Annotated in this window: 16 protein-coding genes; 11 read left to right on the top strand and 5 right to left on the bottom strand. The window is 41.3% G+C overall.

What is annotated here, in order from left to right:
* Positions 1-10: 10 nt before the first annotated feature.
* Entirely contained in the window at positions 11-2,764 is a 2,754-nt protein-coding gene (locus ACH784_RS12660; RefSeq protein ID WP_404390722.1) for a hypothetical protein, read from the bottom strand.
* A 78-nt stretch (positions 2,765-2,842) separates the two neighbouring features.
* On the opposite strand from ACH784_RS12660, the gene ccmA reads away from it, so the two are divergent.
* From ccmA to ACH784_RS12610, 10 genes are read left to right on the top strand one after another with little or no spacing between them, the layout of a single operon-like run.
* Positions 2,843-3,487, top strand: coding sequence for a cytochrome c biogenesis heme-transporting ATPase CcmA (gene ccmA / locus ACH784_RS12655; protein WP_404395266.1), 645 nt, complete (start codon positions 2,843-2,845; stop codon positions 3,485-3,487).
* Positions 3,487-4,173, top strand: coding sequence for a heme exporter protein CcmB (ccmB, locus tag ACH784_RS12650; RefSeq protein ID WP_138559509.1), 687 nt, complete (start codon positions 3,487-3,489; stop codon positions 4,171-4,173). Before ccmA ends, ccmB begins: the two co-directional genes overlap by 1 nt.
* 1 nt (position 4,174) lies before the next feature.
* Positions 4,175-4,912, top strand: a complete 738-nt coding sequence (locus ACH784_RS12645) for a heme ABC transporter permease (protein ID WP_404390720.1) — start codon at positions 4,175-4,177, stop codon at positions 4,910-4,912.
* Positions 4,913-4,914: 2 nt separating this feature from the next.
* Positions 4,915-5,118, top strand: a complete 204-nt coding sequence (ccmD, locus tag ACH784_RS12640; protein ID WP_404390718.1) for a heme exporter protein CcmD — start codon at positions 4,915-4,917, stop codon at positions 5,116-5,118.
* Positions 5,115-5,594 (top strand): cytochrome c maturation protein CcmE, encoded by a 480-nt coding sequence (gene ccmE, locus ACH784_RS12635; RefSeq protein ID WP_404390716.1) that lies wholly within the window; start codon positions 5,115-5,117, stop codon positions 5,592-5,594. The genes ccmD and ccmE overlap by 4 nt, the downstream gene beginning before the upstream one ends.
* Position 5,595: 1 nt before the next feature.
* A complete protein-coding gene (locus ACH784_RS12630) occupies positions 5,596-7,548 on the top strand; it encodes a heme lyase CcmF/NrfE family subunit (protein WP_404390714.1) in 1,953 nt (650 codons plus the stop codon).
* Positions 7,545-8,117 carry a DsbE family thiol:disulfide interchange protein gene (locus ACH784_RS12625; RefSeq protein ID WP_404390712.1) on the top strand — a complete coding sequence of 191 codons (573 nt, stop codon included), beginning with the start codon at positions 7,545-7,547 and terminating at the stop codon, positions 8,115-8,117. Before ACH784_RS12630 ends, ACH784_RS12625 begins: the two co-directional genes overlap by 4 nt.
* Complete coding sequence (locus ACH784_RS12620) at positions 8,114-8,578, top strand: cytochrome c-type biogenesis protein (protein WP_404390710.1); 465 nt, start codon at positions 8,114-8,116, stop codon at positions 8,576-8,578. Before ACH784_RS12625 ends, ACH784_RS12620 begins: the two co-directional genes overlap by 4 nt.
* A gap of 5 nt (positions 8,579-8,583) precedes the next feature.
* On the top strand, positions 8,584-9,858 hold the full coding sequence (ccmI, locus tag ACH784_RS12615) for a c-type cytochrome biogenesis protein CcmI (RefSeq protein WP_404395264.1): 1,275 nt from the start codon (positions 8,584-8,586) through the stop codon (positions 9,856-9,858).
* Positions 9,859-10,593, top strand: a complete 735-nt coding sequence (locus ACH784_RS12610; RefSeq protein WP_404390708.1) for a VacJ family lipoprotein — start codon at positions 9,859-9,861, stop codon at positions 10,591-10,593.
* Between the two features lie 71 nt (positions 10,594-10,664).
* Here ACH784_RS12610 and ACH784_RS12605 read toward each other — a convergent pair whose 3' ends face one another.
* Together ACH784_RS12605 and ACH784_RS12600 are read right to left on the bottom strand one after the other, a co-directional pair.
* Positions 10,665-12,680, bottom strand: a complete 2,016-nt coding sequence (locus tag ACH784_RS12605) for a TonB-dependent copper receptor (protein ID WP_404390706.1) — start codon at positions 12,678-12,680, stop codon at positions 10,665-10,667.
* Positions 12,681-12,817: 137 nt separating this feature from the next.
* Positions 12,818-14,044 (bottom strand): EAL and HDOD domain-containing protein, encoded by a 1,227-nt coding sequence (locus tag ACH784_RS12600; protein WP_404390704.1) that lies wholly within the window; start codon positions 14,042-14,044, stop codon positions 12,818-12,820.
* Positions 14,045-14,287: 243 nt separating this feature from the next.
* On the opposite strand from ACH784_RS12600, the gene putP reads away from it, so the two are divergent.
* Positions 14,288-15,772, top strand: a complete 1,485-nt coding sequence (putP, locus tag ACH784_RS12595) for a sodium/proline symporter PutP (RefSeq protein WP_404390702.1) — start codon at positions 14,288-14,290, stop codon at positions 15,770-15,772.
* Positions 15,773-16,221: 449 nt separating this feature from the next.
* Here putP and ACH784_RS12590 read toward each other — a convergent pair whose 3' ends face one another.
* Both ACH784_RS12590 and ACH784_RS12585 read right to left on the bottom strand, forming a co-directional pair.
* Positions 16,222-17,859 carry a methyl-accepting chemotaxis protein gene (locus ACH784_RS12590; RefSeq protein ID WP_404390700.1) on the bottom strand — a complete coding sequence of 546 codons (1,638 nt, stop codon included), beginning with the start codon at positions 17,857-17,859 and terminating at the stop codon, positions 16,222-16,224.
* Positions 17,860-18,147: 288 nt separating this feature from the next.
* Positions 18,148-20,163, bottom strand: a complete 2,016-nt coding sequence (locus ACH784_RS12585; RefSeq protein WP_404390698.1) for a methyl-accepting chemotaxis protein — start codon at positions 20,161-20,163, stop codon at positions 18,148-18,150.
* Positions 20,164-20,210: the final 47 nt, after the last annotated feature.

Below are 20,210 nucleotides of genomic sequence, written 5' to 3'. Positions count from 1 at the left end.
TATCTGGCTCCTAAACTTGTATATTGACAATAGCATGCTGGTTAAAGAACTGCTCTGCTTTAGCTGCATCTTCGATCAATTCTACATCACCGACTTGTAATCCATGGGCACTGAGCTTTCTCCTTAATGTGTCAAGGTGTGGCTCTGCAAGTTTGCAGACTTGGGTTGAATTGCCTGTAATTTGACATTCTACAGATTTATCCATGAGCTCGGCCTGTACAGAGAGTTTTCCTGCACTGGCATAATCGAAGTTTAATCTAATATACCAAACCGTTTTCTCAGGCAGATTACCTTTTGCTGGCTTCTTATAATTGCCAACTTGTAAGTGCGTTTGTTTACAATTATCGGGCAGTTTGGTTGGTAAAAATAAACTGATTAGTAGTTGTGCGTCACTGCTTTGGTTTTGAGATTGATTAATTGACTGAGTCATATTGTGCTGCAAGCTATTATTTATTTGCACTAACTCATTCATTAAGGGTGAATTTAAATTTGGTAGCTGTTGTTGTAACTGGCTGATATTTTGCGCTTTAAAATTAGGTTGCAAGGTTTTTAGAAGTGCATCGAACTTAGCTTCTGTCTCTTGAGCGTTACTTTCATTTTGAACGAGTTTGGATGAAGATAAAAATGTCAGAAGTAGCTTTTCGACGTTATTCAGCAAACCTGATGTCTGTAAATTACTATTCGCTAAAGGTTGATTCAAACCCGCATTAATGGCAGGTGGTAAGTTCAGTTCATTCAGTACTTGTGATGCAGAATGTTGTTTTTCATCAATCATACTCGCAAAAGCTTGGTGGACTAAACGAGTAAGGTCCGGTGATTTGCTTTCTTTGAAATTCGCAAGCTTATTAATTTGCACTGAACTGATCTCAAGTTTTGCATTTTCTGATTTGTGTGTATTAGGCTCAAGTATGAAAGGGGTCATGAGTTGCTTTTCGATACTGCTCGTTGGTACATAATGGGTTTTGATAGCTGGCGCGAAGAGGACTTGTTTTGTTTGAGGTGACTCACTTTTTTTATTTACGCTTAGACTGGGCGTGTTTTGCAAAGCTGATTGGCCTGTAGAGGTAACCTGAGTAGTCTTTGCTATGTTGGGTGTGCCAGAGGTAAAGGCAGAATTTAACCCGACAGCCGATTTAGTCATTTTTTCAAAGGCATTTTGTATATTTGTGTCGGTACTATTATTGCCATCGGCGAGGGGGTTACCTATTTGTCTTTGCTGAGCCTGAGTCGCTTGTATATGTGAAGAGCTAGTAACCTGTGCCCCCACTTTTACCATATTTATAGTCTGTTTTTGCGTTTGTGACAGCTCACTTCTGCTCATTGAGTTTTCGTTTGTAAAAGGCTTAACCAATTGTTGAGATAAATCTTTTTTTTGTAGCGTCGCATTTTCGATTTGCCCTTTCTTATCAATATTCAGGGTTAGCTGTTCACCTTTTAAAAGTGCTTGATTTGAAGAAGAATCCGTTTGTGATTTTTGTGGGTTTTCAATGCTCGCTGTTTTGGAATTACTAACAACTTTTTCGGTCTGTTTAGCATCGATAGAAACGTGACTTGTAACTTGAAGGTGAGTTGGCACTTTAAGTGGTGTTGTAATCGTTAATTGCGGTGCCGTAGATACGATTTGCTTAATTTGCGCAAACAACTGCACTATAGGATCTGCCTTCGAGTTTTTAGCTTCAGGGTAAATGAAAGGCAAAAAATCTTTGCCTTTGTTCAAGCTTGGTAACTTACTAGCTGGAAGAGGGTTATTAAGCAGTGCGGGTGAAGCATCTTTTATACTTCTGTTATTGGTAAGCATAAAAGGCACTTGAATGATTTTCTGCAAAGCTGCTCGCACGGCTTGTTTTACATCATTTAATGATACGTCTAAGAGCGGCTTGTCATAGCTTAAGTTTGATTTAAGTGGGGCCTCAGAGTCAGCAGTGCTCAGCTTTGTTGTTTGCGCGAGCATTGACTTAGCCGAGTGTTTTAATTGTATGGTGTACTGCTTAGGCTTTTCACTGATCTCCAATCCATTTATGGTTGCGACTGGCGTTGTTGCTCGCCAAATATTGGCATTACTTTGTGAAGGTAATTTTTCTGCATTAGTTAATGGTAGAATCGCTTTAGTTATAGGATGTTGAACTTTTGGCGTTTTCTCCGAAAGATTCAGCAACATTGAAGGTGTACTGTTAGCTAAGCTCTGAGCAATTTTGTGTTTACTTATTGGTTGTTGCAGTAATTGCCCGTCAAAACGATCATTGACGGTGAGTGATAATTGCGATGTATTTGCACGTAACTGAGCAATGAGTTTGGGCTCCGCCGACAGCATTTTAGCCAAACTTGGGTTTATTGCTAAATTAATGCCGAGCTTTGGTAGTTGTAAACTCGCAGGAGATAGTTTGGCTTCTGCATGAGTTGTGATATTTGCACCGATTGAATCGCCCTTTAAAAAGTTCATCAAGGTTAATAGCTGGTCGGCAGCTTTGATCTGAATGCCATACTTCGGGGTTTGTAATGTGAGTTTTAGTCCCGTTTCATCTAGTGTGACTTGCGCTTCAGGTAGTTCAAGTTTTTGAGTCTGAGGCTCAATTGCTAGTCTGATGGTTTGCCACCGACCGTTTATTTCTACTTCCATACTGACTGAATCAGACTTAAGCGTAATATTTCTTGCCAAGAATTGTTGCTCAAGCGCACTTTGAGCTGATCTGCTATTTGCATCGCTTAAAGTTGAGATAGACTCAGATGAGACCGAGTTCAGGTTTATAATTGGCAATTTATTCATTATTTTAAATCAAATTTTCAGTAATCGGTCGCAAAGCTGTGTTCGTATTACCATACCATTATGGTAGACTATCGCCCAATTTTACGCATCGAGAATACCAATTTGCTAGAGGTTAAATCTGTCACTTGCGTCAAGCAAGAACGCTGTTTATTTGAAGCACTTAGCTTTTCGCTTGAAAGTGGTAAGATCATGCAAATTGAAGGCCCAAATGGTGCGGGTAAAACATCTTTGTTGAGAATTTTGGCTGGCTTTGCTCAAGCCGATGAAGGCGATGTGTTTTTCGAGCAGCAATCTATTGGCGAATACTACGATGATTATGCTGCGCAGTTATTATTTATTGGCCATAAGACCGGGGTAAATACGCAACTTACGGCATTCGAAAATGTTTGCCATTGGCTCCGTGTTCATGGTTATAGCGATGACAGTCAAGTTTATGACTTGTTAGGCAAGTTGGGCTTAGTCGGGTTAGAAGATGTGCCCGTACGCACTTTATCTGCAGGTCAGCAACGCCGAGTTGCACTGGTTAGATTATGGCTTAACAGCGCTAAGCTGTGGATTTTAGATGAGCCTTTTACTGCGCTGGATAAAAAAGGCGTGGCCATGTTGCAAAGCCGCTTTAACGAGCATCTTGAGCGTGGTGGTTCAATAATTTTAACGACGCACCAAGACCTCACGCAACATTTTGAGCAATTACAAACTTTAGTGCTGGAGTATCGCCACTAATGCAGGTAAACCATTCTTATTGGCAGTTATTTAAAGCGGTCTACAGTAAAGATGTTACGTTGGCGTTCAGGCAGCGTGCTGAAATTGTCAACCCACTCTTGTTTTTCTTAATTGTGATCACCTTATTCCCATTGGCGATAGGTCCAGAGCCAGGCTTATTAGCTCGCATGGCGCCGGGTATTATTTGGGTCGCAGCGCTACTTTCGACCATGTTAGGCCTAGATAAATTATTCAGAGACGACTACCACGATGGATCTTTGGAGCAAATGATTGCCTCGCCTTATCCATTGTCATTATGTGTGTTAGCAAAAGTCTTCGCACATTGGACCATTACCGGATTACCCATGGTGCTTATGGCACCTATGTTCGCACTATTGATGAATCTTGAATCTCAAGCGCTTGGTGCAACTATTTTAACCTTATTAATCGGAACCCCATTGTTGAGCTTTATTGGCGCGATTGGCGCAGGTTTAACCGTGGGCTTGCAAAAAGGTGGTATTTTAATGAGTTTACTCGTTTTACCGCTTTATATTCCTGTCCTAATTTTTGCAACTTCAGCCATTGATACCAGCAGTATGTCGCTGGCATATGGCGGTCAGCTTGCAATTCTGGGTGCGATGTTAGCAGTCGCCTGCATTGCCGCACCTTTAGCCATATCGTCAGCATTAAGAGTGAGTGTAAGTTAACATGTGGAAATGGTTACATCCCTACGCTAAAGCAGATCGTGCATACCAGTTGTGTAACACCTTACTGCCGTATTTTGCCGTTGTCACCGTCGTGTGTTTGGTTGTGGGTTGGGTATGGGGCTTAGCCTTCGCACCAGCCGATTATCAACAGAAAGACAGTTACAGGATAATCTTTATTCATGTACCTTCAGCAATTTTGTCTATGGGTGCTTATTCGTCGATGGCGATTGCCGCGATAGTAGCCCTTGTTTGGCAATTGAGAAATGCAGAGTTAGCTGTAATTGCGATTGCGCCTGTAGGTGCTGCAATGACGGCAATTGCCCTGATCACCGGTGCTGCATGGGGTAAGCCTATGTGGGGAGCATGGTGGGTGTGGGATGCACGTCTAACCTCTGAGTTAATTCTTTTATTTTTATATTTGGGGGTTTTATCACTTTATCATGCGTTTGAAGATAAAAAAGCAGCGGGTAAAGCGGCGTGTATCCTTGCCATTGTTGGGGTGATCAACTTACCTATTATTCATTTTTCAGTAGAGTGGTGGAACACCCTTCATCAAGGTGCAACTATCACCAAATTTGATACATCGGCAATCGATCCAAGTATGTTATGGCCTTTATTTATTAACATCATCGCATTTGCTGGTTTTGTAGGGGTTATCGCGCTTATTCGTTTGAAGAATGAAATTTTGCAGCGTGAAAAACACCGCCCTTGGGTTCGCAGTTTAGTAAGTCGAGGTTAACAATGCAGTTTGAATCTTTCAGTGATTTTATAGCCATGGGTGGCTATGGGTTCTTCGTATGGCTTTCATTTGGTTCATGCGCAGCGATTTTAGCAGGGATTCTAATTAGCTCGCTAAACGACAGCAAAAAGCTTAAAAAAGAAATCTCAGCGCAAATGGCGCGTGAAGCGCGTATTAAAAAAGCCAAAGAGGAGGCACAAGCATGAATCCAAGACGTAAAAAGCGTTTGTTTGCCGTTGTCGCTATTATCTTCGGCATTGGCTCTGCGATCGGTTTAACCCTGTATGCTTTGCAAGAGAACATTAATTTATTCTACACACCTTCAGAATTGATCAATGGTAAAGGTGAAAATCACGAAAAACCGTTTATTGGTCAAAAACTTCGTATAGGTGGAATGGTTGTTCCGGGATCTGTGAAACGTGATGAAGCCTCTTTAGACGTGCAGTTTAAACTGATAGATACTGGCCCTATGGTGACAATTCGCTATCACGGCATATTGCCAGATTTATTCCGTGAAGGTCAGGGCATTGTTGCGCAAGGTACTTTAGTTGAGCCTAACGTGATTGATGCATTTGAAGTATTGGCTAAGCATGATGAAGAGTATATGCCTGCTGAAATTGCTGAAGCGGTTAAAGGCATCAAGCACGAAAAACCAAAATATAATTTAAATAACGAGAATTAGTATGATCCCAGAAATTGGTTATTTCTCGCTAGTACTGGCAATGGGCTTAAGCCTATTGTTATGTATCTTTCCTTTATGGGGCGCGTACACAGGTAATCTTCGCCTGATGCGTGCAGCGCCTTCACTGGCGGTTGGTCAGTGTCTTTTTGTTTTATTCTCTTTTGCCATTCTAATTTACGTCACATTAACTGATGATTTTACAGTCGCTTATGTGGCACACCATTCAAGTACCACTTTACCTTGGTATTACAAAGTAACCTCTACATGGGGCGGCCATGAAGGGGCGATTTTATTATGGCTTGTGATGCAGTCATCTTGGACTGCATTGGTCGCGCTAATGTCTAACTCATTACCTTGGGTGTTGCGTGCACGTGTATTAGGTGTACTGGGCTTCTTAGGTGTGGGCTTTATGCTTTACACGCTTTGGATGTCGAGCCCGTTTGAGCGTTTATTGCCCTATTATCCAGTAGAAGGTCGTGACTTAAATCCGTTGTTACAAGACCCCGGAATGATCATTCATCCACCTTTACTCTATATGGGCTATGTGGGTCTGTCGGTATCATTTGCTTTCGCGATTGCTGCGTTATTAACCGGTAAACTCGATAATACTTGGGCGAAATGGTCTCGTCCTTGGACTATGGTTGCATGGGGCTTTTTAACACTAGGTATCACTATTGGTAGTTGGTGGGCATACGCTGAGCTTGGCTGGGGCGGTTGGTGGTTCTGGGATCCGGTTGAAAATGCTTCACTGATGCCATGGCTAGTTGCCACAGCGTTATTGCATTCGTTGGCAGTTACTGAAAAACGAGGTGTGTTTAAGTCTTGGACGGTATTGCTTGCAATCACTGCGTTTAGTTTATGTTTGTTAGGCACCTTTATTGTTCGTTCGGGGATCATTGTATCGGTACATGCCTTTGCGACTGATCCAGACCGTGGTTTATATATCCTGTCATTCTTAGGTGTTGTTGTTGGTGGTAGTTTAGCGTTATATGCGATGCGCGTATCGGAAGTGTATAGCGAAGGTCGTTATAAATTTGCCTCACGTGAAGTCACCCTTTGGGCGAATAATATTTTCTTAGTAGTTGCAACCTTAATTGTGTTACTTGGTACTTTGTTACCTATGATCCACAAAGAGTTAGGTCTGGGCACCATTTCGATTGGTGTGCCTTTCTTCAACCAAATGTTCTCAATTCTGATCGTCCCATTTGCAATTTTATTAGGCATTGCGCCTATGTTGCGTTGGAAGCAGAACAAACTCTCTCCTGCGGTGAAAAAATGGGGAGTAATGTTAGTGTTAGCCCTTGCTCTGACTACGCTTTGGTTATTACCAAACTATGAATATGTCGCACCGATGACGTTTGTAGCAACAGCACTGGCAGTTTGGATCACATTAGGTACGTTACTTGATATTTATGACAAAGCATCTGCGCAGGGCAGCATGGTTGAAGGCTTAAAACGTTTAGGGTTGAGCTATTGGGCTATGGTGCTTGGTCATATTGGTATTGCCTTTGTGATTGCGAGTGTCACTTTAACGTCAGCCTATTCAGTTGAGCGTTCAGTCAGTATGAAGCCGGGTGAAACAGCAAACCTAAATGAATATACATACCGCTTTGAAGGTGTTAAAGAAATTCGTGGACCGAACTACAGTGGTCACGCGGGTGTTGTTACTGTGCTTAAAGAAGATAAAACAGTTACCAGTCTTTATGCTGAAAAACGTATGTACGACATTGGCATGCAGTTTATGACAGAGGCTGCCATTGATGATGGTTTCTTCAGAGATTTATATTTAGCACTTGGCGAGCAGTTGAGTGGCGGTGCTTGGTCATTACGTATTTACCACAAGCCATATGTACGTTGGATGTGGTTGGGCGGTATCTTAATTTCACTCGCTGGATTTATGGTGGTTGCAGATAAGCGTTACCGCAGAAGAAAGCTTAAAGGAGAAATGGCATGAACAAAAAACTATTAGGGTTTATTCCGTTTTTAATCTTTATCTTTTTGTGTGTGTTTTTGTACCAAGGTCTGTTTGGCAATCCGCGAGAGCTTCAAACGGGTCGAATTGGCCAAGCTATGCCAAGTTTTGTATTGCCAGATCTGATGGATGAGTCAAAACAGTGGCGCGACAGCGATTTAAAAGGTCAGGTTTATTTACTGAATGTATGGGGCACTTGGTGCCCGACATGTATCGCAGAATTGGGTTATTTAACCGAGCTCAGAGAGCAGGGTGTGCGCATTATTGGTTTGTATTATGAACAAGCCTATGACCCTGATTTTGGTGACCAATTTGACATCAATGCACTTCGTAACGAAGTGCAAACCATGCTTGCACGAGCAGGTAACCCATATCAGTTTAATATTCTTGATTTAGATAGAACTTTAGCGCTTGATTTAGGTGTATCTGGTGCGCCAGAAACATTTTTAGTTGATGCGAATGGTAAAATTTTATTACATCACACTGGCGATATTAATCCGCGCGTTTGGCGTGCTAAATTTGCCCCTGTGATGCAGGAGTTATCACAATGAGAGTATTAGTATTTGCACTCTTAGCTCTGCTTAGTTTTGCTTCTCACAGCGCAGAAGATAAATATGAATTTGCTAATGCGGAGCGTGCTGCCACGTTTAAGGCATTAACCCATGAGTTACGTTGCCCAAAATGTCAAAACCAGAATATTGCTGATTCAGATGCCATTGTTGCCAAAGATCTCAGAGACAAGGTACTGGTATTGGTCAATGAAGGTAAGTCGAAGCAAGAAGTCATAGATTATATGATAGACCGCTATGGTTATTTTGTTCATTACCAGCCACCGGTAACACCTGCCACGATCATTTTGTGGGTATTGCCTGTACTTATCGTCATCATTGGCTTTGGTTTTATCGTATTTAGACAAAAGAAAGCCTCTAAAAAACAACAGTGGAATGCGCAAGATGAAGAAAAACTGGCGCAACTGATCAAGCAGTATCAACGTCAGGAGCATAATTCATGAGCGCAATGACGCAAATGTGGGGCATGTTTGCTCTGCTATCTATTTTGGCCGCTTTATTTGTCGTCGTGCCATTTTTGCGCCGCGAAAGAGTGATTGCCGTAGACTCAGATGCCAATGCCGAGCGCATCGCAATCTTTCATCAACGTCTGGAAGATTTAGAGCAAGAAATTGCAGATAAAAAAATCGAACAGGGGGTTTATGATGAGTCTGTGGTTGAGCTAAAGCGCCGCCTATTAAATGAACTCTCCCCTGAAAAGCAATTAAATGCGCGCGGAAATAACCGTATTTTTGCTCTAACTGGTTTGGCTTTCTTAGTGGCTGTGAGTGCGGTTTTTTATAGTTTTACGGGCAGCCAAAAGCAAATCGAAGACTGGTATAGTGCTATTGATCGTTTACCTGAGTTTGGTGAGCGTGCTGTTCTACAACAGGGTGAACCATTAACCCAAAATGAGTTGCAAGCTTTTGCTTTAGGCTTACGTACTAAGCTAGCAGAAAGTGGCGATGATGCCGTTGCTTGGATGCTACTTGGACGAGTTGCTATGTCGTTAGGTGATAATGATATGGCTAAACAAGCATTTGAAAAAGCACTCGCTATGCAGCCTGATAACAACAATGTGCTAGTGAATTTCAGTCAAGTACTATTGATTGATGGTTCAGAGCCAAGTATGAATCGTGCGGCACGTATGCTATCTAAAGTGCTTCAATCTGAACCAAGTAATATGGATGCCATTTCTCTATTGGCCTTGATTGCCTATGAGCGTCAAGATTGGCAAGAAGCAAAAGCGGCATTTGAGGTGTTGCAGTCGTCGATGACGCAAGATGATCCTCGCTATGCAATGATCTCTGAGCGCATTCATGATATTGAGCACAAGATTGACTCTAATGCCCATGCACATAATGAAACGCAAGCACCGGCAGGCGCATCGTTAACTGTGTCGGTTACACTCAGTGAGTCGATTGCAAATCAGCTACAAGACAACGCCACCTTGTTTATTTTTGCAAAAGCGCATAATGGTCCTCCTATGCCGCTGGCTGTGAACAAATTAAAACAATTTGAATTTCCAATTACTGTTACACTGGATGACAGTATGGCGATGATGCCGAATTTAAAGCTTTCTAATTTTGAGCAAGTAGAAATAACAGCACGTGTATCGCAAGACGATGCGGTAACTGTGCAAACTGGCGATTTAGAAGGGAAGTCGGAGATCATCGAATTACAAAACGCGCCATCTGTGGTGCGAGTTGAAATTAGTCGTGTAATCACTAGCACAGGAAGCTAAATGTTAAAACCTATTTTATCTGCGTTTGCCGCACTCATTTTAACTGGGTGTGCAACTGTCGCACCAGAGAAAGTGGATGAGCGAGATCCATTACAAAGCATAAACCGCACGGTTTACGATTTTAATATGGATGTGCTTGACGCATATATTCTAAAGCCTGTTGCCGAAGGGTACTTGGCGGTGACCAATGATCCGGTGCGTAAAAGTGTTTATGCTTTTACCACCAATATTGCAGCCCCAACAGATGCGGTGAATGCCTTATTACAAGGCAAGCCTAAAGACACGGGCATTAATACTGCTCGTTTTTTAGTGAACTCTACCGTGGGTATATTTGGCTTATTTGACGTGGCAAGCTCGTTAGGTCTCAAGCACAAAGATGAAGACTTCGGTCAAACCTTGGGTGTGTGGGGAATGGGTGATGGTGCCTATTTGATGCTGCCAGGCTATGGTCCTTCAACTGCAAGAAACATCACCGGTGATGTAGTTGATAACTTTGTGTTGCCGGAGCTGGCCTTATCAACACCGCAGAGCTTATTGATTTATGCGGTAAGGTCAATTGATACGCGTGCAAGTTTGTTATCACAAGAGAAGCTACTGCGAGAGTCTTTAGACCCTTATGTGTTTATGAAAGACATCTACTTCCAGCGTCAACTTTATGAGCTGTACGATGGCAACCCGCCTATCAAAGAAGAAGAAGTTGAAAACTTTGATGAAGACTTCTTAGAAAACCTTTAGCAAGTAGTTTTATGTTTAAAAATGCCAAGTCAACGACTTGGCATTTTGTTATTAGAAATGGGTATAAGATTTTAAAAGCGCCAATTAAGATTTAACCAAGCGGTAAGACCGGCTTCGTTAACTTTATCAATTTGTGTATAACCACTGACTGCTGCACCTGCGCGACTTAAATGCTCGCTATAAGTTTTGTCGAGTAAGTTATCAATACCAAAACTCCAGTCTATGTTTTGGCTTTGGCTGTAGTTCGCATTCAAAGAAAGCACGCCGTAACCGGCAGTGGCAGACACATCTTGCCCTGCAATATTTCCTTGCCCAACGGCAATACGGTTTTGCTTTTGCACAACCCGCCACAACATACCAAGTTGCCAATCGCTGAGTGTGTAATCAAGTGTAAAACGACCTTGTAAAGCCGGTTGTTGTGCTAAAGGGGTATGATCTGTCAGGTTTGTTGCTCTTACCCAACTAACACTTGCGCCAGCAGTGAGGGTTTTGCTAAGTGCATACTTACTGTCTAGCTCAAAACCAAAGCTTTCTGTATCAACATTTCTTGTCACCTTATGTGCTTTGGCCATTTTTACAAAAGTATTATCAATTAAAATAAAGTCATTTATTTGGTTGTAGAAAAAAGACGCTGAGCTTTGCCAATCAGCGGACTGGTGAACGAGTCCAATATCTATTTGGCTGGTTGCTTCGTGTTGGGTGTTAAATGCACTGCTCGATGTTTCACTGCTGCGACCTGCACCAAGTAATTCCCAATAATCAGGAAAACGTTCGACGTAGCCCACCCCAGCGAAATAGCTGACATTATCCGTTTGTCTTTGCAAACGAGTAAAGCCACTATACAACGACTCTTTTCGGGTAAGTTGCGCGGTTGGGTTTGCAGACATCATCATTGAGCCGAGCATTTTACGCTCATCTGTGGCTTGCCATCTATCAATACGCAGACCAGAAACCCATTGCTGGTTTTCAGCAAGGTTAAGTTCATACTCTGCGAATAACCCTGTTTGTTCAAACCTGCCATCAGTAGTGCGAGCTTGTGCCTCTACGGGAGTCATATTAATGTTCATTGACATGCGGTTAGTGTGTTCATTTTGCTGATGATCTAAGCCGATACTAAATAACCCGTTGTGGTGAAGTTCGCCGTGGGCTAACACCTTGGCACCATACGTTTTTCTGTCAGGGTTCATCGCCCTGGGGGCTTTATTCATAGGGGTCGTGACGAAATGTCGCAGCGAATAGTTATCCATAATGTGATCGACATAGTTGTAGAAGACTTGTCCTTCGATACTCTTTAATATGTTGCCTTGCAGTGCCCAGTCGAATTTTATCGCGCCATGGGTTCTGTCGAATAAACTGCCGTCCATCGAGCGGTCGGCATAAGCCACTTCACCATCACTGCGACCCACAGAAATACTGATGATTTTATCGTCACTCGGTGTGTATGCTAGTTCCAGATCGGTATTCCATTTTTTGTAGGCTGAGTGAATTTCTATGCCTTGCCCATCCTCATAATTATCTGAGCTATTATAACTGGCAGAAATATTGGCATAGGTGTTTTCATTGCCAAATTTCACTTGTGAATTGATGCCTTTGCGATTGGCACTGGCAAGAACGAGATTGCTAAAACCTTCAACACCAGATTTTTCCATGCGATATGAATCACGTTCAAATAACACGGTTGCAGCACTGTTTCCTGGGCCATAAAGTACGGTTTGCGGCCCTTTAATTACTGTTAATGTGTTATACGTTTGTGGCGAAATATAAGCTGTAGGCGGGTCCATTCTATTGCCACATCCGCCCAAGGTCTGATTGCCATCGGTTAAAATATTTAATCGAGAGCCTGCAAGTCCACGAAATACAGGGTCTGAACTGGCAGCGCCTTTTTTGACTAAAGAGAAACCACTTATGCTTGAGAGCAGATCTGAGGCATCTTGTGCAGGTAGGGGTTGTCTTGGCAATTTTGGATCGGTTGTAATATTCAAAGGAGTTTGCATTGGTGCAATAATGACAATTTTTTCAACCTCATCAGCAAGCGAATAGCCGCTGATCAAACTACAGATAAGTCCACTTAATATTGTTTTTTTCATGATATGCCCAGCTAGAATGAGAGTTGCGGGCAGTGTAGCGGCTTTTAAATCTTTAGGGATGTGACAGAATGTCGCACCTACCTGAAAAAAGCGGTGCGACGCAAGGGATTTTGACTTATGTCAAAGTGCTCAATAAGTTATACACACTCCATTACTTGAAGTTGTTCGTTACTCCAAGCAACGGCTAGGTTGTATAGCTCAGGCAGCGTATCGTTAGTAAATTTTATTCGCTCACAATACTCGCCTGTAAGCTGCCAATCTGCTTGCTCATAGGCTTTAATCAAGCCGAGATATTGCGCTAAGATCCCTTGCTTTTGAACTAAGGCTTCTTTAATTAGGTTACTTAGCGGTAATTTTTTCATTACCTCTTCCATGCTTTCATCCAAAATGGCATCCATTAACGACATCATGCCAACTAAAAATGCCATACCCGTATCTTGGATCCCTTTGTGTTTTTGCGCTAAAAGCTCACAAAAGCGGGCGCGAGTAAGAGACAGGCGAATTAATTCTAAAGGTTTGTCTGATGACACTTGTGCAGCGAAGAGTAGCGATAAAAACTTTTTCAGTTCTTGATTACCAAGCACGACAACTGCTTGTTTAATCGTACTAATTTCGGCTCTTCGTTTAAAAGCAGCTGAATTAGAGTAGCGTAGTAGTTTATATGAAAGGTTTACATCTCGCTCAAATACAGAGGTAATTTTTTGAATATTGACGTCGACAGACGATGTTTCATAAAGTAATTCTGCCAAGGCCATTTCAGAAGGAGGAAGAGATTTACTTTTAACCATTTCAGGCTTAGCAAAAAAGTAACCCTGGAAGAGGGTAAAGCCAAGCCCTACAGCCATTTCAAATTGCTCATTGGTTTCTACTTTCTCGGCGACGAGTTTAATATTTTTAAACTCCTTTGTTGCCTCGATTAATTCGATAATTTCTTCATGGGAAGTTGCGAGTAAATCGACTTTGATTTGATCAATAAAAGGATAAAAATGACGCCAAACCTTTTGATGTTTGTAATCATCAAGTGCTAGGGTGTAGCCCTTATTTTTTAATTCTTGAACCGCAGCCAACAGTCGCTTTCCAGGTTGCACTGTTTCTAAAATTTCGATTACAACGCCATCACTTGGAAGCATGCTTGGGTAACCTTTTAGAATGGTATCAAGCGTGAAGTTTATATAAGCGGGTTTATTGTCAGTTAAATCTTCTAACCCAAAATTGAATTGACTGCCTTCAATGAGTTTTGACGTCGCTTCGTCACCATCAATATTAGGAAAAACGTTGTCGACACCATCTCGAAATAAAAGCTCGTAACCCATAAGCTGTTTGTTTTTATCAAAAATAGGTTGGCGGGCCGCATAAAAATACATGTACTACAGTTCCTGTTACTCTCTTCTGCACGACTAAATATAAAATATAATGCGTATTAAAGCATTAATTAATTTGATCATATCAGAAAATGATTAATCCTTTGTTCCTAGTAGAGGGTGACATTAATATGTTAATCGCAGCTGACTGGGGTTAGTTAAGTAGACATGTTATAGTGAAATTTATAATAAAGAATAAGTTTTATTCACCAACCATATTCTCGTAAGAGTAAACGGAGGTTAATTTTGGAAACAGGTACTTTAGTATCTTTAGTTTTATACTTTATTGTGATGTTAGGTATAGGTTTATATGCCTATCGTAAATCAACCAGTGACGTGTCAGGTTATATGCTTGGTGGTCGTAGTTTACCGCCTAGTGTTGCAGCTTTATCTGCCGGTGCTTCTGATATGAGTGGCTGGATCTTAATGGGTTTACCTGGTGCGATGTTTGTTACTGGGTTTAGTAGTACTTGGATTGCCACAGGCTTGGTTATTGGGGCGTGGTTAAATTACCTGCTAGTAGCACCAAGGTTACGTGTTTATACCGAAGTTGCGAATGACGCCATTACAATTCCGGATTACTTTGCAAATCGTTTTGAAGATAAAGGTAATGCGCTTCGAATTGTATCGGCTTTAGTCATCATTGTTTTCTTCACGTTATACACTTCTTCTGGTGTTGTTGCCGGCGGTAAGCTGTTTGAAAGTTCATTTGGTATGAGCTATGAATCGGGTCTTTATATTACTACGGGTGTCGTGGTTCTTTACACCTTATTTGGTGGCTTCTTAGCTGTAAGCTTAACCGACTTTGTACAAGGCTGTATTATGTTTGTGGCGCTTATTCTTGTGCCAGTTGTGACATTCTCACTGCTTGATAACCCACTTTCTGTGACATTGAATGAGCTTAATCCGCAAATGTTAACTTGGGTTGGCGCCGGTGGTGCGATAGGTATTATTTCAGCGATGTCATGGGGTCTAGGTTATTTTGGTCAGCCACATATCATTGTACGTTTTATGTCTGTTCGTAGCGTAAAAGATATGCCAGTAGCACGTCGAATCGGCATGAGTTGGATGATCATTGCGGCATTAGGTGCGGTGTTTACAGGGTTATTTGGTGCAGCTTATGCGCATGAAAAAAACCTTGTTGTTGACGACCCAGAAACCATCTTCTTGATCCTGTCGCAACTTCTATTTCATCCATTAATTGCAGGCTTCTTACTTGCGGCTATTCTTGCAGCTATTATGAGTACGATTTCATCGCAATTGTTGGTTAGTTCGAGTTCATTAACCGAAGACTTTTATAAAATATTCATACGTCGCGACGCCACAGACAAAGAGCTTGTTCTTGTAGGGCGTATTAGTGTTGCCTTGGTCGCACTCTGTGCTATTTACCTGGCTTACGACCGTGATAGTTCAATTCTTGATTTAGTTAGTAATGCCTGGGCTGGCTTTGGTGCTGCATTTGGCCCACTGGTGTTATTTAGCTTACTATGGAAGCGTATGAATTTTGCTGGTGCATTAGCGGGTATGTTGGTAGGTGCAGGTACTGTACTAATTTGGATTTACGCGCCAATTACAGTAGATGGTCAATCATTAAGTAGCTTAATTTATGAGATTGTCCCAGGCTTTATTCTATCTTCAATCGCAATTGTAGTTGTAAGCTTAAACACTAAAGCGCCTTCTTCGCAGATAAGTGATAAATTTGCTGAGTATGAAAAAGAGCTTAATGCTTAAATAGTACTGTCAGTATTTAAATAAAGTGAAAGGGAGCTCAATGCTCCCTTTTTACTTTCTGAAACTTTAGTTTGCGCTTTTTATAGCAATGCTCTTAATTAGATGACCTAATTTGAAATAAGGAAAATTGTCGTTAGCACAACTTATATGTGCTGCTATCGCAGAAGACTTGTAAGACGAAATTGCTATTTAGTTGTTCTTGGTAATTGCTCTCGTATTTCTGGGTCTTCTGCATTCATGCGATTGGAAAGAAGGCATTCACCACTAAGCTAATGCCAATTTTAGCCAGTAAGAATGATTGAATATTGGTAAAGCCAATTTAATTTGAACAAGTTACGTATAAAGTAAAAAGATATAATGATGAGGTGTTAAATTAATTCTCATTCTTATCAGGTGTAGCATTGTCTACATCTGACAAGAATGAGAATAATGAATGAGGGAGGGTATTTTTAACTTACCTTAAACCCTCTCACAATTTCAGAAAGCTGGTGACTGGCTTGTTTTAGACTGAGACTGGCTTTGGTCAGTGCATGAGTTGTTTCTAAAGATTGATCGGTCGCATCTGATAAGTCGGTTATTCGAATATTAACTTCTTGAGCGGCAGTGCTTTGCTCTTCAGTTGCCCTTGCAATATGGCTGTTCATATCTGTGATAGACATGATCAGTCTTTCAATTTCATTTAATACGACATCTGCTTCGGCCACTTGCTTTACGGTATTATCTGATATTAGTTGGCTTGCTTGAACAGCACTTACTGCTTCTTGAGCGCCTCTTTGTAACTTTTCTATCATGGCTTGAATTTCATCTGTGCTTTGCCCTGTTCTACTTGCAAGGGTCCTTACTTCGTCGGCAACGACAGCAAATCCTCTTCCTTGTTCACCTGCTCGAGCAGCTTCAATTGCGGCATTCAAAGCGAGTAGGTTAGTCTGTTCTGATATGCCACGAATTACATCCAAGACAGAGCCTATATTGTTACTTTCTTCTGCTAAGATGCTTGTAACTTCACTGACCTCTTGAATATTACCTGAGAGAGTTTCAATTGCTTGAATAGTCTGAGCGACAACTTGTTTACCATTACTGCTATTTTTTAGCGCATCGTTTGCTGCATGTTCTGCCGCCTCTGCGTTTTCGCTGACTTCCCGGATCTGCATGCTCATTTGTTCAACAGCGGTAGCCACTTGTCGGCTATTGTCATTTTGATGTTCAATGTGGTTTAAATTTACTTTACCTGTCTCATCGACTGAATTAGAGAGCTTCTCAACTTCAGTAGCACTGTGTGATACACGTTCAATTGAATGACGCATTTTCTCGGTGTAGGCATTAAAATAATTTGCCAAGTGAGAGATCTCATCTTTTCCTGACTCATCTAGTCTTTGAGTTAGATCTCCTTCACCATGGGATATATTCTTCATCATTTCAGTAACTAAGTTGACCGGATGTAGGATGCTATTACTGATCAAGGTTATTAATATGCCTAGAATTATTAAAATTACAACCACATCAATGATCATAAGGTTTCTCAGTTCGGTATAGTCTTCTTCAATTGAGTCCAAATAAACACCAGAACCTAAGATCCACTGCCATGGCTCGAAACCTTTGACATAAGAAATTTTATCTACGGGTTTGTCAAAGCCAGGTTTTGGCCATTTATAAGGTACAAACCCTTCACCTTGCTGGCGAACAATTTTGACCATTTCCATAAATAAATATGTGCCGTCAGGGTCTTTACTGGTCGAGAGCGACTTTCCAACAAGCTGTGGTTTCATTGGATGCATGACCATGCTTGGACTATAGTCATTAATCCAGTAATAGTTATCACTGTCGTAACGTAACTTCGAGATGGTGTCTAACGCGGCTTGTTTTGCATGTGCTTCACTTAATTGCCCATCTTGTTGCAAGCTATAGAAATGTTCGATTATTCCAAATGTGTTTTCTACAAGGTTCTTTGTTTTCTCATATTGTTGCTGTTCTAAACTCGATAATTGCTGTGGTAAGCTTGATAGGCTCAGTAGAATAAGCCCTAAAGTAACAACACCTAGAATCATTAATAGGCGTTGAAATATTGAGAAGTTTCTTAAAAACTGCATGCATTAACCCACCTTCTATGTCCGTATCTATACCAAGTAAGTTAAACCTTTTTACAATAGTTTAAGCTTTTCAATATGGTGATAAATTTGAGCTTAGTTTGAAGTGTTGATTTTGTCACAAAAAACACAATCAAATATATTTAAAACAAGTGTTTATAGTGTTTTTTTATTCCAGATCAAGGCAATAAGATATTGGTCTTAAGTCGAAAGTTGTATATCAAGAATAGATATAGGCAGGCATAAAAAAGCCCTCTAATAAGAGGGCTTAGTTTTACTGATAAGCTGAGCTTAAACTCTAAACTGCTCGACCGATAATCTAAGTTCTTCAGCAAGTTTTGCCACTTCAGAGCTTGAAATCGAAGTTTGATTTGCACCTTCAGCCGTTTGCTCAGCAATTGCGACTATAGATTCTAATCGCTCACTTATCTCTTGAGCCACTTGCTGTTGCTCATTTGCTGCATTCGAAATTTCTTCACTGACGTCATGGGCAAGAGAAACAGCATGGGTGATACTGTTTAGCGCTTCATTTGCTAAGTCACTTTGCTCTACACAAGAAACAGCCTGTTGTTTGCCTTTTGACATCGCATTTACAGCTTCTTCGGCGCCGGCTTGAAGTGACTCGATCATCGATTGAATTTCTTGAGTCGACTCTTGAGTTTTACTCGCTAATGATCTTACTTCATCAGCAACAACGGCAAATCCTCGGCCTTGCTCACCTGCACGTGCGGCTTCAATGGCTGCATTAAGTGCAAGTAGGTTAGTTTGTTCAGCAATGCCGCGGATAACGTCTAAGATACCACCAATTGAGGCGCTATCTTGGTGAAGCTTATTGATGACTCGAGATGCCTCGTCAACTTCTGAAGCAAGTTGCTCAATAGTATGTTTGTTCTCGTGTGAGATACCTTTTACGCGTTCAGCCTCTTTATCAGCGTTCTTGATTTCAAGTAAAGCTTGGTGAGCACTGTTACTTACACCATGAGAGGTACTGCTCATTTCAGTGGTCGCAGTTGCAGCTTGTTCCACTTGAGCCTGCTGACTCTTAATAGCCTGACTTGACTCTGTTGTGATCATAGATGTTTGCTCAGAGGCAGCAGCAAGTTGAGTAGAGCGGGATACAATGCCTGTAATTAACTCTCTTAAACTGCTGATTAAAGAGTTACAGCTTCGAGACAGCTCTCCAAATTCGTCTTGTGCGCTATCGTCTAAACGCTGTGTCATATCACCACTTGCAACAATGGTAAGTACTTTATTTACTTCAGCTAGCGGTTTAGTGATGAGTTGTACTGTAATATAAGCAACACCAACCGCGATAATTGTCGCGGCGATCATGCCAACCCAAGTCCATAAATTTGCCGCATCAACATCATCTCTAACACCGGTTTGTAGCTCTAAAGCAACTTCATTTGCAAGTGATACTAGCTCAGACAGTTGTTTTAATGCGGCTTCTGTTGCAAGTTCAGAATCAACCACAGCTTGGCGAGTTTTTGCTTCAGTTTGTAAAAGTGCGCGTTTGTTGTTGGCTAAGCTTCTAGAGCCTTCAACTTGTGCTTTTAAATCACTGTAATAGCCTTCAAGATCCTCTAAGTAAGAAGGCTCAAGAGATGAAACTGGACCTCTGATAAGCTCAAGGTTTCGGGCTATTTCTTTTATTGAAAAGTTTTGTTCGTTAGCAATGATGTCTACAGTATTTAAATTATCTGCAGAAATTAAATCATTACTGCTAGTTACCAAGTTGGAGAAATGGTTTTCTAAACTGGCAGCTGCTTGATAAGCACGCTGGCTAGTCGCTTTTAACTCTCCAATATCAAGAATGTCGAGTACGCTGGTAGTTGCATCTTCAGCGGCGAGCTCAATCTCTTCTAATTGTTTTTGTAATTCTTTTCTGATTTGTAATGTAGTGGCTTTATCTTCAAGTAATAAGTTTACTGTTGGAAGAAAGTTATTAAATGTATCGCCAACCTTTCTAGCTCGTTGTGCAAGTTCTGGATTGCTATCTACAACTTGCTCTAGCTTATTGAATGCATTTTTAAAATTCGTTTGGCGCTTTTCGAACTGAGATTTTAATTGGGCTAACTCAGTAGGCTGTGTGGCAAAAAAGCTGCTCTGAGCGAGCTTACTCATTTGCGTAAATTCCACCTGTAACTCAGAGCTATTGGTCAGGGCAGGAAGAGAAAGGTTGTTCACTTGCTGCGATGAGCTGTCAATATTTGCAATTCTTAGTAGAGAATTACCCCCAATGAGAAGGAGTAACAAGGTGATGAAAATAAAACCACCCCAAATACGTTGGCTTACAGTGAAATTCATATTGATTCCGTAATTTGCTTAAGACAGTTAATTTATCGGTCTGGTAA

Origin of the sequence: Pseudoalteromonas phenolica (assembly GCF_044788725.1) — a bacterium.
Taxonomy (GTDB): domain Bacteria; phylum Pseudomonadota; class Gammaproteobacteria; order Enterobacterales; family Alteromonadaceae; genus Pseudoalteromonas; species Pseudoalteromonas phenolica_C.
Note: the sequence above shows the minus strand (reverse complement) of the source record. Positions and strands in the feature narration are given on the sequence as shown.